At 74.4% G+C, this 13470-nt stretch carries 12 protein-coding genes and 1 pseudogene; 6 read left to right on the top strand and 7 right to left on the bottom strand.

All coding sequences use genetic code 11. The features are described 5' to 3' along the window. Positions 1-122 precede the first annotated feature (122 nt). Positions 123-578 (top strand): carboxymuconolactone decarboxylase family protein, encoded by a 456-nt coding sequence (locus tag ACFWA9_RS01085; RefSeq protein WP_380382191.1) that lies wholly within the window; start codon positions 123-125, stop codon positions 576-578. A 58-nt stretch (positions 579-636) separates the two neighbouring features. On the opposite strand, the gene ACFWA9_RS01080 is transcribed toward ACFWA9_RS01085, so the two are convergent. Next, on the bottom strand, positions 637-840 hold the full coding sequence (locus ACFWA9_RS01080) for a hypothetical protein (RefSeq protein WP_380382189.1): 204 nt from the start codon (positions 838-840) through the stop codon (positions 637-639). A 128-nt stretch (positions 841-968) separates the two neighbouring features. Next, positions 969-1682, bottom strand: coding sequence for a hypothetical protein (locus ACFWA9_RS01075; protein ID WP_380382188.1), 714 nt, complete (start codon positions 1680-1682; stop codon positions 969-971). A gap of 301 nt (positions 1683-1983) precedes the next feature. Between ACFWA9_RS01075 and ACFWA9_RS01070 the strand changes: the two genes are divergently transcribed. Next, a complete protein-coding gene (locus ACFWA9_RS01070) occupies positions 1984-2844 on the top strand; it encodes a hypothetical protein (protein ID WP_352290610.1) in 861 nt (286 codons plus the stop codon). Positions 2845-3137: 293 nt separating this feature from the next. On the opposite strand, the gene ACFWA9_RS01065 is transcribed toward ACFWA9_RS01070, so the two are convergent. Next, the gene (locus ACFWA9_RS01065) at positions 3138-3347 is read right to left on the bottom strand and encodes a DUF6011 domain-containing protein (RefSeq protein WP_329489256.1); all 210 of its coding nucleotides are present in this window, start codon (positions 3345-3347) and stop codon (positions 3138-3140) included. Between the two features lie 145 nt (positions 3348-3492). Between ACFWA9_RS01065 and ACFWA9_RS01060 the strand changes: the two genes are divergently transcribed. After that, positions 3493-4260, top strand: coding sequence for a TetR/AcrR family transcriptional regulator (locus ACFWA9_RS01060; protein WP_380382185.1), 768 nt, complete (start codon positions 3493-3495; stop codon positions 4258-4260). A 219-nt stretch (positions 4261-4479) separates the two neighbouring features. Here the strand turns inward: ACFWA9_RS01060 and ACFWA9_RS01055 are convergent, their stop codons facing one another. Next, a complete protein-coding gene (locus ACFWA9_RS01055; RefSeq protein ID WP_352290672.1) occupies positions 4480-4815 on the bottom strand; it encodes a helix-turn-helix domain-containing protein in 336 nt (111 codons plus the stop codon). Positions 4816-5104: 289 nt separating this feature from the next. Here ACFWA9_RS01055 and ACFWA9_RS01050 point away from each other — a divergent pair. After that, positions 5105-5943, top strand: a pseudogene (locus ACFWA9_RS01050) (NAD(P)H-binding protein). A 152-nt stretch (positions 5944-6095) separates the two neighbouring features. Beyond that, complete coding sequence (rarD, locus tag ACFWA9_RS01045) at positions 6096-7154, top strand: EamA family transporter RarD (RefSeq protein ID WP_380382184.1); 1059 nt, start codon at positions 6096-6098, stop codon at positions 7152-7154. A gap of 53 nt (positions 7155-7207) precedes the next feature. Here the strand turns inward: rarD and ACFWA9_RS01040 are convergent, their stop codons facing one another. From ACFWA9_RS01040 to ACFWA9_RS01030, 3 genes are read right to left on the bottom strand one after another with little or no spacing between them, the layout of a single operon-like run. After that, a complete protein-coding gene (locus tag ACFWA9_RS01040; protein WP_380382182.1) occupies positions 7208-8185 on the bottom strand; it encodes an ABC transporter permease subunit in 978 nt (325 codons plus the stop codon). Further along, positions 8172-9308 carry an ABC transporter ATP-binding protein gene (locus ACFWA9_RS01035; RefSeq protein WP_380382180.1) on the bottom strand — a complete coding sequence of 379 codons (1137 nt, stop codon included), beginning with the start codon at positions 9306-9308 and terminating at the stop codon, positions 8172-8174. The genes ACFWA9_RS01040 and ACFWA9_RS01035 overlap by 14 nt, the downstream gene beginning before the upstream one ends. After that, complete coding sequence (locus ACFWA9_RS01030) at positions 9308-10546, bottom strand: outer membrane lipoprotein carrier protein LolA (protein ID WP_380382178.1); 1239 nt, start codon at positions 10544-10546, stop codon at positions 9308-9310. Before ACFWA9_RS01030 ends, ACFWA9_RS01035 begins: the two co-directional genes overlap by 1 nt. Positions 10547-10725: 179 nt before the next feature. On the opposite strand from ACFWA9_RS01030, the gene ACFWA9_RS01025 reads away from it, so the two are divergent. Next, on the top strand, positions 10726-13332 hold the full coding sequence (locus ACFWA9_RS01025) for a bifunctional FO biosynthesis protein CofGH (RefSeq protein ID WP_380382176.1): 2607 nt from the start codon (positions 10726-10728) through the stop codon (positions 13330-13332). Positions 13333-13470 lie beyond the last annotated feature (138 nt).

Genomic DNA, 13470 nt, shown 5'->3' with positions numbered 1-13470 from the left:
GTGTTGGAGTGAACTCCAACTCATACCGTCGTCATGTCGGCCGGGGAGGACTCCTCCCGGGGCCGGAAGCCCGATCACCCGTCCCTGATTGCGGCCGTCCCGACGGCAGAAACGGATCACCCATGACGAACGCCATCGCCACCGCCTCCACCATTGCCGCCGCCAGCGCGGCTGTCCGGCAGGAGCGCTTCGACCACGGCATGGGCGTCCTGGCCCGGATCGACGGCGAGAGCGGCCAGAAGGTCATCGAGGCGCTGGCGGACGTCTCGCCGGAGCTCGGCCACCAGGTCGTCGCCTGGGCCTTCGGTGACATCTACGACCGCCCGGGCCTGGCGCCGCGCGACCGGCAGCTGGTGACCCTCGGCATGCTCACCGCGCTCGGCGGCTGCGAGCCCCAGCTGGAGGTGCACATCAACGCGGCCCTCAACGTCGGGCTCGGTCGGGAGGAGATCGTCGAGGCGCTGCTGCACTCGGCCGTCTACTGCGGGATGCCCCGCGCCCTCAACGCGACGTTCGTCGCCAAGAAGGTCTTCGGGGAGCGCGGCCTGCTGCCCGCCGGAGTGCCGGCCGAGGGCTGACCCCGAGTGGGCCGGGGCCGGGGGGTGGGGGTGCGGCGGGGCGGGGCGCGGCGGGGCTTCAGGAGTCGGAGGCGCCCGGGTCGGAGCGGCGGGACGACTTGGCGAAGGCCTTGAAGGCGGCGAGGAGCCCGTCACGGGCGACCCCCGCGAACAGTACGGCGACCCGCAGCGGGTAGTTCCGGGCGTACCGGGCCCGAACGGAGCGGACGGCACGCGGGGCCGCGGGGTCCTGGCGGGGCGTCGGGCGGTGGGGCTCGTTCATGAGGGGACGGTACCTCGGGGGGTCGGCGTGCGGCCGCGGCTGGCGGGGTTGGTGAAGTCGGTGGGGTCGGAGCGGTGGGTGCGGGCACCGGGCCGGTGGGACCGGCCCGGCGACCGCACCTCGCACCACTACTTCCAGAAGATGGCGCCCTTGCCCAGGCTGTAGGGCGCGCCCCAGTATTCGGCGCCCGAGACCTTGGTGGCAGCCGGGGCGAGGGCGACGGCGCAGCCCTGGGCGGTCTGGCCGTTGGTGAAGCCCTTCGGCAGCGAGGGGTTCGCGCACTTGGCGAAGCCGCCGATGATCATCAGTTCCTGTGCCTCGCTGCCGTCCGGCAGGAGGCCCTTGACGTGGTCCACGCTGGTGTAGGCCAGGTCCGTGGTGCCGGTGTTGGTGATCGAGTACCGCACGTAGTACGGGACGAGCCCCTTGGCCTTGTCGCCGAGCTTGAGCGCGGCCAGGTCCGCCGGGTCGCCGGCCTCGATCGTGGTGACCGACAGGGCGATGACGCCCTTGGTGCTGCCGGAGGTGAACTGCACCTGGGCGGGCTGGCCGATCTTGAAGGTCTGCCCGGGGGCGGCGTCGGTACCGCCGCCGGTGGCGGGTGCGGCTGCGGGTGCGGTGGTGGGCGCGGTGGTGGGTGTGCCGGTGGCGGCACCGGACGGGCTGGCCGCGGCCGGCGTGCTCGCGGTGGCGGCCGGGGTCGTCGGCGCGGCGGCCGGTGGCGGAGTGCTGCTCGCCGTGTCGGCCGCCGGGTCGTCGTTGCAGGCGGTGAGGGTCAGGGCGCCGACCGCCGCGAGACCGACGAGCGTCCACATGCGCTTGCGGGTGTGGATGCCGTTCATAGGAGGTTCCCCCGTGTTCCGGGCCGTCAGGCGGCGGCCCTGCTGAGATCTTGATAGCGGGGCCGGGGGGTCGGGGGCCATGGCTTCGGCGCGATTCGGCCCGGATGTGACGTGACCGCGTCGGAGTTGTCGACGAGCCGGTACAGAAGCGCCCCTTGCGCCCGGCCGCCCGGCTGCCGAACCGCAAGGCGCTGAACCGGCCCTGACGGAGGGACGCGGCGGGTGTCGGGCCCGTTGCGGAGGCGTCTCGGAGGCGTCTCGACCGGACGCCCCGCCCACGCGCCTGGCTACGGTGGTGGCCATGAGTACGGGGGGCGGATCGGCCTGGGCCGGGGTACGGCGGGTCTTGCTGACGTTGTCGGGCGTGGTCGTGGCCGGGGCGGTGATCCTCGTCGCGGTCGTCCTCTGGCAACTGCACGACCTCACCACCGTGCCCCCCGCGCCGGACGCGAGCGCGCTCGCCCGGGCCGCCGACACGCGTGCGGCCCACGACCGGGCGGTGGCGTTCGCCGACGAGCAGACCGGGCTGGTCCGGGCGGCCGCGCCCTGGGCGGAGGCGCTGGACAGCTCGGTCGCCGACCTGTGCGAGGCCCGGGCCGCCTCCGGCAGCTTCGGCAGCAAGCCGGTGTGGTCGGGGGTGATGTGCCGGCGGACGACGGTGCTGTACGCCGCGTTCGACGGTGAGATCGAGCCCCGGCTGGCCGAGCTGGACCGGGCGCTGGCCGGCGTCGGCTGGGAGCCGCGCAGCGGCGGCAGGGACTTGGTGCGGGAGCTGCACTACCAGCACAGCCCGGGTGGCGACGCCTCGGCCGAGCAGACGGCCGAGGCGCTGGCCCGGCCGAACTCGGTCGCCGTCGACCACACGCGCGGCGCCGGGCAGAACTCCGTCACCCTGACCGTCGCGGTCACGGACGGCAAGGGTCTGCCCAGGATCAGGGGCAGTTGGGACGACTCGTCAACCCTGCGCGGGCCGGACGCGAAGCCCTACACGGACGATGAGTCCGAGCGGGTCGTGTACCAGGACTGGCGGCGCGTGGACGCCGAGGCACTTCAGGCGAAGGCCTACGCGAACCACCGGTACCTGCTGGCGATCGGCGTGACCCAGCTCTACGCCGCCGGCTGCCCGGGCGCCACGTGCGACGGGAGCGCACCGAGCTGGTGACGGCCGGCCCGGAAGGCCCCGGGTCGGAGTGGGAAGTCGGCCGGTCCGACTTCCTGCTCCGCGACTCAATGCTCCTGCGTCGCCTCGGGTTGTGGTGACTGGGGCGGCTCGATCGTGGTGTGCTCCGGCTGGGGCCGGTGCCCTCGGCCGGCCTCGGGGGGGGGAGTGGGAAGTCGGCCGGTCCGACTTCCTGCTCCGCGCGTTAGCGGCCCTGCGTCACCTCAGGAGGCGGAGCCGGAACCCTGCGGGGTGGAGATGGAGCCGGGTGTTGCGGTTCCGGCCGATGCGGTCGGTCACCGGGACGGGCCGAACCCGGGCAACGGGTCCTGGTCGACCTCGTGGCGGGCGACCCGTTCGGTCGGGTCCCGGCACTCCGGGCCCAGCCGCAGGATGCGGGATTCCGGGTCGTGCAGCGGGCGGTGGCAGCGGCGGCAGGTGACTCGGGAGCGGACGACCTCTGCCGAGTCGGTGCCGGGGAGTGGCTCGGGGGCGCGGTCGGTCATGGGTCGACCCTAGGGCTTGCCCGACGGTGCCCGCCGGGGGCCCGCCCGGCCCCGCAGTCCGGACGTGCCGCTGTTCTCCTCCCGGTGCGCTCCGGCGGTACGCCCGGCAGGCCCTGTCCGGGCGGGCGCGTGAAAGGATTCCCCCATGGCGAGTGAACGCAGCAGTGCGGGGGACCCGGCGCGGACGCTGGCACTGCTCTGGGGCGTGTCGACCGAGGAGAAGCCGGGCCGTCGTGGTCCCCGGCCGACGAAGTCGCCCGCGGAGATCGCGGCCGTGGCGATCGCGCTGGCCGACGCCGACGGCGTGGACGCGGTGACGATGCGGCGGGTGGCGCAGGAGCTGGGCGTCTCCCCGATGGCGCTCTACACGTACGTGCCCGGCAAGGCCGAGCTGCTCGACCTGATGCTGGACACCGTCTACGCGACCATGCCGCGCAGCGCCCCCTCCGACGGTGGCTGGCGGGCCAGGGTGGCCGCGGTCGCGGACGACAACCGCGCGCTCTACCGCGCCCACCCCTGGGTGGCGAGCATCTCGACCAGCCGTCCGCCGCTGGGGCCGGGGCTGATGGCCAAGTACGAGTACGAGTTGTGCGCCCTGGAGGGCACCGGGCTGCCGGACGTGGAGCTGGACGCCGCGCTCACCCACCTGCTGGGTTTCGTCCAGACCTGTGCCCGGATGGGTGCCGACGACCGCGCCGCGCAGCAGGACAGTGCGATGACCGACGAGCAGTGGTGGGCGGCCAACGCGGACCTGCTGGCCCGGGTCTTCGACGCCGAGCGGTACCCGGTCGCCGCCCGTGTCGGTGCGGCCGCCGGCGAGGTGCACACCGGCGCGTACAGCGCGGACCACGCGTACGCCTTCGGCCTGGCCCGAGTGCTGGACGGGTTCGCGGCGCTGATCGCGGAGCGGTAGCCACCCGGCGGGGCCGCGAATCCGTAGACCGGTCGGTTGATTCTGGACACCTTAGGTAGACCGGTCTGCATATTCGCCAGCTTCGCGGGCCCGGAATCGCTAGACCGGTCTACAGAAACACCCCTTGAGGCCCGTCTCTGTAGACCGACCGACATATGTAGACCGACCGACATAAAACGCGCCGGCCCCGCCCTCCCGACCCCCCGAGCCCGCCCCGCCTCAGCGCGGGCGGGCGTCGTACCCGGCGCGGGCTTCCTGGACGACGGGGACGCGCTGCTCGGACCAGCGGGCGAGGGCCGCCACCAGGTGGGCGGCCTCCCGGCCGAGCGGGGTGAGGCTGTAGTCCACCCGTGGCGGGATCACCGGATGGGCCTCGCGGAGGACGAAGCCGTCGCGCTCCAGGGTCTGCAGGGTCTGCGCGAGCATCTTCTCGCTCACCCCGGACACCCGCCGGCGCAGCTCGCTGAACCGGTAGCCGCGTTCGTCCAGCGCCGCCAGCACCAGGACGCCCCACCGGCTGGTGACGTGCTCCAGCACGCCGCGGGAGGGGCACATGCGGTCGTAGACGTCCGGCGGCGGCAGCTCGCCGAGCGGGACGGCCGGCCGGGCCGTGGAGGGGGCGGCGGCGTCGGAAGCGGCGGGGGCAGCAGGGGCGGCGCCCTGGGTCATTACCTGCATGTCATTACCTGCATGTCAGTACCCTACTTTGAAGTGCGTACTTTCGAGAAGTAAGTGCCCATCCTAGGGTGAGTGTCGAGGCCGAGATGAATCGGCCGTCCGACCGCGAGTTCAACGGGCAACGGCCCGAACCGAACCGACCTGACCCGACCCAGGGAGCAGCAACATGTACGTCGTCACCGGTGCCACCGGACAGCTCGGCCGGCTGGTCGTCGAGGGCCTGCTGGCCGAGGTCCCCGCCGGCGAGGTGGCGGTGGTCGTCCGCTCCGCCGAGAAGGCCGCCGACCTCGCCGCCCGCGGCGTGACCGTCCGGAGAGCCTGGCGGGCTCCTTCGCGGCCGGCGACCGGGTGCTGTTCATCTCGGGCAGCGAGGTCGGCCGCCGCATCCCGCAGCACACCGCCGTGATCGAGGCGGCGCGCGCCGCCGGCGTCGCGCTGCTCGCGTACACCAGTGCGCCCGGTGTGGCCACCTTCCGACTGGCGGACGAGCACAAGGCCACCGAGGCGGCGATCCGGGAGTCGGGGCTGCCCTTCTCGTTCCTCCGCAACGGCTGGTACACCGAGAACTACCTGGGCGACGCCGCCGGCACGGTGGCGCGCGGCGTGGTGATCGGCAGCGCCGGGCAGGGCCGGGTGGCCACCGCCCCGCGTGCGGACTACGCCGCCGCGGCGGTCGCGGTGCTGCTCGGCGCGGGGCACGAGGGCGGTCACGCGGACACCGTGTACGAGCTCAGCGGTGACGTCGCGTGGAGCCTGCCGGAGCTGGCCGCCGAGCTGGCGCGGGTCTCGGGCCGACCCGTCGAGCACCGCGAGGTGACCCCGGCCGAGCACCGCGCGGTCCTGGTCGGCGCCGGCCTGCCGGAGGGTTTCGCCGACGTCCTGGTGGACGTGGACGCCGGTATCGCGCGCGGCGAACTGGCCGGCACCCCGGGTGACCTGGCCCGGCTGATCGGCCGTCCGACCGTCCCGCTGGCGGAGAGCGTGCGCACGGCGCTGGGCGCCTGACGTACGGGGCGCCGCCCGGGTCGACCGCGAAACCGCAGGTCGGTCGGGCGGCGTCTCATGTCATGAGCAAAATGCGAATACGGAGATGACAGCCGGCCCCCGCGCCCGCTACCGTCGGCACGACATTGGTGCGCGCGGAGGGCAGGCCGTCGATGGCGGAGACAACCCAGCAGGAGGCCGGCCGGGGCCTTTGGTACGGCCTGGCGGCGTACGGGATGTGGGGGCTCTTCCCGTTGTTCTGGCCGCTGCTGGAGCCGGCCGCCGCCGACGACATCCTCGCCAACCGGATGGTCTGGTCACTGGTCGCCGTCGTCGTACTGCTGCTCGCCCAGCGGCACTGGGGCTGGATACGCCCGCTGCTGCGCCAGCCCCGCCGGCTCGCCATGCTGGGCGGGGCCGCCGCCGTGATCTCGGTCAACTGGGGCGTCTACATCTGGGGGGTCAACGCCGGGCACGTCGTCGAGACCAGCCTCGGCTACTTCATCAACCCGCTGGTCACCATCGCCTTCGGCGTGGTGGTGCTCAAGGAGCGGCTGCGGCCCGCGCAGTGGGCGGCCGTCGGCATCGGCGCCCTCGCGGTGGCGGTGCTGACCGTCGGCTACGGACGGCTGCCCTGGATCGCGCTGACCCTGGCCTTCTCCTTCGGGACGTACGGGCTGCTCAAGAAGACGGTCGGGCTGAGCGGGCTGGAGAGCCTGGCCGCCGAGAGCGCCTTCATGTTCCCGTTCGCCCTCGGGTACCTGGTCTACCTGGGGCTCGTCGGCCGCGGCACCTTCGGGCACACCGTGGCGGGGTCGTTCGGCTGGGGGCACTCCGGGCTGCTGATGCTCAGCGGGGTGATCACCGCGATCCCGCTGCTCTGCTTCGGCGCGGCGGCGGTCCGGGTGCCGCTCACCGTGCTCGGGCTGCTGCAGTACCTGGCGCCGTTGTTCCAGTTCCTGATCGGTGTCACGGTGTTCCACGAGTCCATGCCGCCCGCCCGCTGGGCCGGCTTCTCGCTGGTCTGGGCCGCGCTGGCGCTGCTGACCTGGGACGCGCTGCGCCGGGTGCGGACCGATCGGGCGGAGCGGGCCGCCGTCCTGGCCCGGTCGGCCGCCGCCGTCCCGGCCGACGCCGTCCCGGCCGACGCCCTGGGCCCGGCCGACGCCCCGGCCGACCCGGCCACCGCACCCACCCCGCCCCTCGACGCGGCCCCGGCGCCCACCCGCTGACGGGGGCGCGCGCAGGGCCGGCCGGCGGGGCGGCCCCGGCCCCCGCCGGCCCGCTACGCGGTGATGTCCCGGCTGGTGAAGCGCGACCACGCGGCCGAGCCGAAGACGGCGACGTACGCGGCCTGCAGCCCGAGGTTCTCCAGCACGCCGTCCCAGTACATCGGTTCGCGCAGCAGGTCCCCGAAGCTCAGCCAGTGGTGGGTGAAGAGGAACGGCTGGATCGCGTGCAGCTGGGGGAAGCTGTCGAGGATCTGGACGGTGATCACCAGGCTGACGGTGGCGGCCATCGCCGCGATGCCGCTGCCGGTGAGCGTCGAGATGAGGAGCCCGATCGCGACCAGTCCGGACAGCGAGGCGGCCACGACCAGCGCTACCAGCACCGCCCGCAGCAGCGCCGGGCCGAGGCCGATGGTCTCCCCGGAGATCAGCGTGACCTCCCCGAGCGGGAACAGCGCGGCGCCGGTGGCGAGCGCCGCCAGTGCGACCGTCGCCGTCGCCGCCAGGCAGAACGCCAGACCGGCCGTGAACTTGGCGGCCAGCAGCCTGGTCCGCCCGGCCGGCGCGACCAGCAGGTAGCGCAGGGTGCCGCCGGCCGCCTCGCCGGCCACCGAGTCGCCGGCGACCACCCCGACCGTCATCGGCAGGAAGATCGGCAGGGCCACCGCGAGCGAGGTGAAGACCAGGAAGAGGCCGTTCTGCGTCACCTGCGCGATGAAGGCCGGGCCCCCGCCGCCCTGCGACCCGTCGGTCTCGATCCTGACCACCACACCGATCAGGACCGGCAGCACCGCGAGGATCCCCAGCAGCACGATCGTCCGCATCCGGCGGAAGGTCAGCAGCAACTCGCTGCGGAACAGCGCCAGGAACCCGGCCGTCGTCTGCGCCCGGCGCCCGGTCACCCGGGGAACACCCGGCAGGCCCGGCGCACCCACCGGGCCCGGCGCACCCACCGCGCCCGGCGCACCCACCGCACCCGCTGTCCCCGCTGTCCCCACCGTCTCCGGTACGGCCGGAGCCTCAGCCCGCGACATCGAAGCCCTCCCCGGTCAGCGCCACGAAGGCGTCCTCCAACGTGCCGCGCTCCACTCCGAAGCCCCGCACCCGCACCCCGGCCGCGACCAGCGCGGCGCAGAGCTCCGGCAGGCCGTCCTCGGCGAGCGCGTCCGGCGCCCCCTCGACCCGGTCCTCGCCCGGCAGCACGTCGCGGACCCGGTGCGCCGCCAGCACCCCGGCGGCCAGCGCCACGTCGGGGGTGCGGACCACCAGCCGCCCCTGGGCCCGGGCGGCCAGCTCGGCCACGGTGCCCTGCACCAGCAGCCGGCCGCGCGACATCACCGCGGCGTGCGTGCAGACCTGCTCGATCTCGTCCAGCAGGTGGGAGGAGAGGAAGACCGTCGTTCCCTCGGCCGCGACCTCCCGGATCAGCGCCCGGATCTCCCGCATGCCCTGCGGGTCGAGGCCGTTGGTCGGCTCGTCCAGTACCAGCAGCTCGCGCGGCTGGAGCAGGGCCGAGGCCAGGCCGAGCCGCTGCTTCATGCCGAGCGAGTACGCCCGCGCCTTCTTTCCGGCCGCGGCGGTCAGCCCCACCCGGTCCAGCGCTTCGGTGACCCGCTGCCGGCGGGTGCGCGGGTCGGCGGTCGGATCGGCCGCGTCGAACCGGGCCAGGTTGTCCCGGCCGGAGAGGAAGCCGTACAGCGCCGGGCCCTCGATCAGCGCGCCGACCCGCGGCAGCACCGCGGTGACGGACTGCGGCATCGACGCGCCGAGCACGGTGGCCACCCCCGAGGTGGGCGCGATCAGGCCCATCAGCATGCGGATGGTGGTGGTCTTGCCGGAGCCGTTGGGCCCGAGGAAGCCGAAGACCGAACCGCGGGGGACGGTCAGGTCCAGCCCGTCCACGGCGAGCTGCCCGCCCCGGAAGCGCTTGGTCAGCCCCCGGGTGCTGATCACGGCGTCGGACGGGGACCAGGACGGATCGGCGGACCCGGACGGATCGGCTGACCCGGAGGGAGCGGCTGACCCGGACCGGCCGTCGCCGGTGGCGGGAGCAGTGGGCGGGGCGACGGCGGGTACGGCCACGGGGGCCGGGCGCACCTCGGCGCCCCGGCCCCCGGCCGGCTCCGTAACGTCCCCCGTCACAGGAGCCCGGGTCATTACTTCACCCCGGCCGCACTCTGCAGCACCGGCAGCGTCACCGCACCGGCGAACACCCGGCCGTCATCCGTGACCAGCACGTTCAGCACCTTGGTGCTGATCAGGCTGCCGCCCTGGACGGGCTTGCCGAGCGACTTGACCAGGCCCTGCACGCTCTGGCCCGGCGCCCGGCCCTCGCCCCCGTGCCGGCCCTGCTTGCCGGACTCCGCCGGTGCCGGGGCGGCGTCGCCGCCGGGCAGCCGGGTGCTCAGCACCGTCGTCCAGCCCTCGCCGACGAGGTTCAGGCCGTCGGCGCCCGCCTGCTCCGGCGCGCCGCCGGGCGCCTGCCGGCCCTCGCCGCCGGCCTCCGCCCGCTGCTCCGTCACCTTGGCGCCCTTGGGGGCCGAGAACTCGAAGGACTTGGCGGCCGGCCTGGCGAAGGAGACGTCCTTGAAGTGGACGTCCAGCACGGCGGAGCCGTCCGTCCCCTTGACCACCACCGCGAGCGGCACGCCGTTGTCGGCGGCCACCGCGATCCGCACCTCGCCGATGGTGGAGCCGGACTGGGTGGGCTTCACGCTGAGCTGGTACGCCTTCTGCCCGGCGACGTTCGCCGTGCCGTCGACGGTGACGGCGGTGGTGCCCGCGCCCGCCGCGAGGAACTCCTTGGCCGCCTCGGCCGGCGTGGTCGGCACCCCGGTGAGCGGCGCCCCGCCCCGGTGGCCCTCGGGCCGGGCGCCCTGCGGGGCCCTCAGGTGCACGGCCTCGTTGGTGGAGCTGTCCCAGGCCCAGACCTGGTCGCCGTTGTGCACCAGCTCGTACTCGGAGAGGTTCTCGATCAGGCCGACGCGCTGGCGGTCCGGACCGTCCACCGCGACCCGCAGGGTGTGGTCCCCGCCGAGCAGGCCGGCCAGCTTGGCCTCCGGCGCGGCCGAGGAGCCCTGGCCGGCGCCGCCGGAGCCGAGTCCGCCGCCCGCGGCCGAGAACAGCTGGCTGGGCACCCCGAGGTCCGCGGAGACCGAGACCGTCCCCGAGAGCGTCTGGGCCTGCGAGCCGAGCGCCTTCGCCACCACCTGCTCCGCCGTCAGCGCGGGCAGGTTCGGCGGGGCGTCGTCCGCCAGCGCGGGCACCAGCCCGATGCCCGCGGCGATCGTGCCCGCCACCGCTAGCGGCACCGCCACCCGCACCGCGGTGCGCCGGCCCGAGCGGTAGGGCACGCCGCCCCCCGGGTGTCGTTCAGTCGTCGTGTCGTCCGTCATAGCGTCCAACCCCTCCGTAACCGTGACCGACTGCCTGTCCGCTCCATTACACGGCCCCGGGGCGTCCGAGTCATCGCTCTGCAGGGCCAGATCGGGGTCGGTCTCCCGGCGCAGACGACCCTGACAGGCCCTCAGGGTCACCTCCTCCGGAGGTACCGGAACTGGCGTAGGGTCGCGCCATGGACGCAACCTTCACCCCGACTGCGAACGCGATGCGGCGCGCCCTGCGCCGTGCCCGGGACGGTGTCGCGCTGGACGCGGCAGAGGCTGCGGTGCTGCTCCGGGCCAGAGGCGCGGACCTGACGGACCTCTGCGCGAGTGCGGCCCGGGTGCGCGACGCGGGCCTCGCGACGGCGGGCCGGCCCGGCGTCATCACCTACTCAAAGAGCGTGTTCATCCCGCTCACCCGGCTCTGCCGCGACAAGTGCCACTACTGCACCTTCGCCACCGTCCCCGGCAAGCTGCGCCGAGCCGCGCAGGGCACGGCGCGGGAGCTCCCCGGGCGCAGCCACGGGATGTTCATGTCGCCCGACGAGGTGCTGGAGGTGGCCCGGCGCGGGGCCGAACTGGGGTGCAAGGAAGCGCTGATCACCCTCGGGGACAAGCCCGAGGACCGCTGGCCCGAGGCCCGCGAGTGGCTGGACGCGCACGGCTACGACGACACCATCGCCTACGTCAGGGCGATGTCCATCCGCATCCTGGAGGAGACCGGCCTGCTGCCGCACCTCAATCCCGGGGTGCTGAGCTGGACGGACTTCCAGCGGCTCAAGCCGGTCTCGGCCTCCATGGGCATGATGCTGGAGACCACCGCGACCCGGCTCTGGAGCGAGCCCGGCGGCCCGCACTACGGCTCGCCGGACAAGGAGCCGGCCGTCCGGCTCCGGGTCCTGGAGGACGCCGGACGCAGCTCGGTGCCGTTCACCAGCGGGCTGCTGATCGGCATCGGCGAGACGTACGAGGAGCGCGCGGAGTCGCTCTTCGCGCTGCGCCGGGTCTCCCGCGCCTACCACGGCATCCAGGAGCTGATCCTGCAGAACTTCCGCGCCAAGCCGGACACGGCGATGCGCGGCATGCCCGACGCCGAGCTGGACGAGCTGGTCGCCACCGTCGCGGTGGCCCGGCACATCATGGGCCCGGCGGCCTGCCTCCAGGCGCCGCCGAACCTGGTGGACGGCGAGTACGAGCGGCTCATCGGCGCGGGGATCGACGACTGGGGCGGCGTCTCGCCGCTGACGCCCGACCACGTGAACCCCGAGCGCCCCTGGCCGCAGATCGACCGGCTGGCGGAGCGTTCGGCGGCGGCCGGCTTCGAGCTGCGCGAGCGGCTCGCCGTCTATCCCGAGTACGTCCGGCACGGCGAGCCGTGGCTGGATCCGCGGGTGCTGCCGCACGTCCGGGCGCTGTCCGACCCGGAGACCGGCCTGGCCCGCCCGGACGCCGTGGTCCAGGGCCTCCCCTGGCAGGAGCCGGAGGACCTGCCCGCCTCGTACGGGCGGACGGACCTGCACGCCACCATCGACACCGAGGGCCGCACCGGTGACCGCCGGGCCGACTTCGAGGACGTGTACGGGGACTGGCAGGTGCTGCGCGAGCAGGTGCTCGCCAAGGGCGCCCCGGAGCGCCTCGCCGGCGATCTGCGCGGGGCGCTGGCGACGGCCGCCGACGACCCCGCCCGGCTGACGGACGACCAGGCGCTGGCGCTGTTCCACGCGGACGGCCCGGCCCTGGACGCGCTCTGCCGGATCGCCGACGACGTGCGCCGCGCCGCGGTAGGCGAGGACGTCACCTACTGCGTCACCCGGAACATCAACTTCACCAACGTCTGCTACACCGGCTGCCGGTTCTGCGCCTTCGCCCAGCGCCGCACCGACGCGGACGCCTACACCCTCTCCCTGGAGCAGGTGGCCGACCGGGCCGCGCAGGCCTGGGAGGTCGGCGCCACCGAGGTCTGCATGCAGGGCGGCATCCACCCCGACCTGCCCGGGACGGCCTACTTCGACATCGCGCGCGCGGTGAAGGAGCGGGTGCCCGGCATCCACGTGCACGCCTTCTCGCCGATGGAGGTGGTCAACGGCGCGACCCGGACCGGCCTCTCGATCCGCGACTGGCTCCAGGAGGCGAAGGCGGCGGGGCTGGACAGCATCCCGGGCACGGCAGCCGAGATCCTGGACGACGACGTCCGCTGGGTGCTGACCAAGGGCAAGCTGCCCGCCGCGACCTGGGTGGAGGTCGTCACCACCGCGCACGAGCTGGGCATCCGCTCCTCGTCCACGATGATGTACGGCCACGTGGACAACCCGGGCCACTGGCTGGGCCACCTGCGGCTGCTGGCGGAGATCCAGCAGCGCACCGGCGGGTTCACCGAGTTCGTGACGCTGCCGTTCATCCACACCAACGCCCCGGTCTACCTGGCCGGCATCGCCAGGCCCGGGCCGACCGCGCGGGACAACCGGGCGGTGGTCGCGATGGCGCGGCTGCTCCTGCACCCGCACATCCCCAACATCCAGACCAGCTGGGTGAAGCTGGGGGCCGAGGGCGCGGCCGAGATGCTCCGCTCGGGCGCCAACGACCTGGGCGGCACGCTGATGGAGGAGACCATCTCGCGGATGGCCGGGTCGGCGTACGGCAGTTACAAGTCGGTCCGGGACCTGCGGGCGATCGCCGAGGCGGCGGGGCGCCCGCACCGGCAGCGCACCACCACCTACGGCGAGGTGCCCGCCGAGCGGCTGGCCGCGGCCCTGGCCTCGGACGGCCACCTGCCGGAGCTGCTGCCGGTCCTGGACTGACCTCCCCACCCGGTACCGGTGACGGCCTGCCGGGCTCCCCTGCCCGGCGGGCCGCCGGCGGCACGGCCGGCCGGCCCGGAGACGGGCGCGTCCCGGCCCGGCAGGGAGCCCGGGGTGGCCGGCCGCGGCCTGCGCGTG

This window comes from Kitasatospora sp. NPDC059973 (genome assembly GCF_042737525.1).
In the GTDB taxonomy this organism is placed as follows: Bacteria; Actinomycetota; Actinomycetes; order Streptomycetales; family Streptomycetaceae; genus Kitasatospora.
The sequence above is the reverse complement of the archived record's forward strand: the minus strand, read 5'-3'. Positions and strand labels throughout refer to the sequence as shown.

What these genes read in the sequence shown, in the direction of transcription:
- ACFWA9_RS01070 (WP_352290610.1), top strand. Translation starts at nt 1,984, where the DNA reads ATGAGTACGGGGGGCGGATCGGCCTGGGCCGGGGTACGGCGGGTCTTG.
- ACFWA9_RS01060 (WP_380382185.1), top strand. Translation starts at nt 3,493, where the DNA reads ATGGCGAGTGAACGCAGCAGTGCGGGGGACCCGGCGCGGACGCTGGCA.
- ACFWA9_RS01035 (WP_380382180.1), bottom strand. Translation starts at nt 9,308, where the DNA reads ATGACCCGGGCTCCTGTGACGGGGGACGTTACGGAGCCGGCCGGGGGC.
- ACFWA9_RS01080 (WP_380382189.1), bottom strand. Translation starts at nt 840, where the DNA reads ATGAACGAGCCCCACCGCCCGACGCCCCGCCAGGACCCCGCGGCCCCG.
- ACFWA9_RS01085 (WP_380382191.1), top strand. Translation starts at nt 123, where the DNA reads ATGACGAACGCCATCGCCACCGCCTCCACCATTGCCGCCGCCAGCGCG.
- rarD (WP_380382184.1), top strand. Translation starts at nt 6,096, where the DNA reads ATGGCGGAGACAACCCAGCAGGAGGCCGGCCGGGGCCTTTGGTACGGC.
- ACFWA9_RS01040 (WP_380382182.1), bottom strand. Translation starts at nt 8,185, where the DNA reads ATGTCGCGGGCTGAGGCTCCGGCCGTACCGGAGACGGTGGGGACAGCG.
- ACFWA9_RS01055 (WP_352290672.1), bottom strand. Translation starts at nt 4,815, where the DNA reads ATGTGCCCCTCCCGCGGCGTGCTGGAGCACGTCACCAGCCGGTGGGGC.
- ACFWA9_RS01030 (WP_380382178.1), bottom strand. Translation starts at nt 10,546, where the DNA reads ATGACGGACGACACGACGACTGAACGACACCCGGGGGGCGGCGTGCCC.
- ACFWA9_RS01065 (WP_329489256.1), bottom strand. Translation starts at nt 3,347, where the DNA reads ATGACCGACCGCGCCCCCGAGCCACTCCCCGGCACCGACTCGGCAGAG.
- ACFWA9_RS01025 (WP_380382176.1), top strand. Translation starts at nt 10,726, where the DNA reads ATGGACGCAACCTTCACCCCGACTGCGAACGCGATGCGGCGCGCCCTG.
- ACFWA9_RS01075 (WP_380382188.1), bottom strand. Translation starts at nt 1,682, where the DNA reads ATGAACGGCATCCACACCCGCAAGCGCATGTGGACGCTCGTCGGTCTC.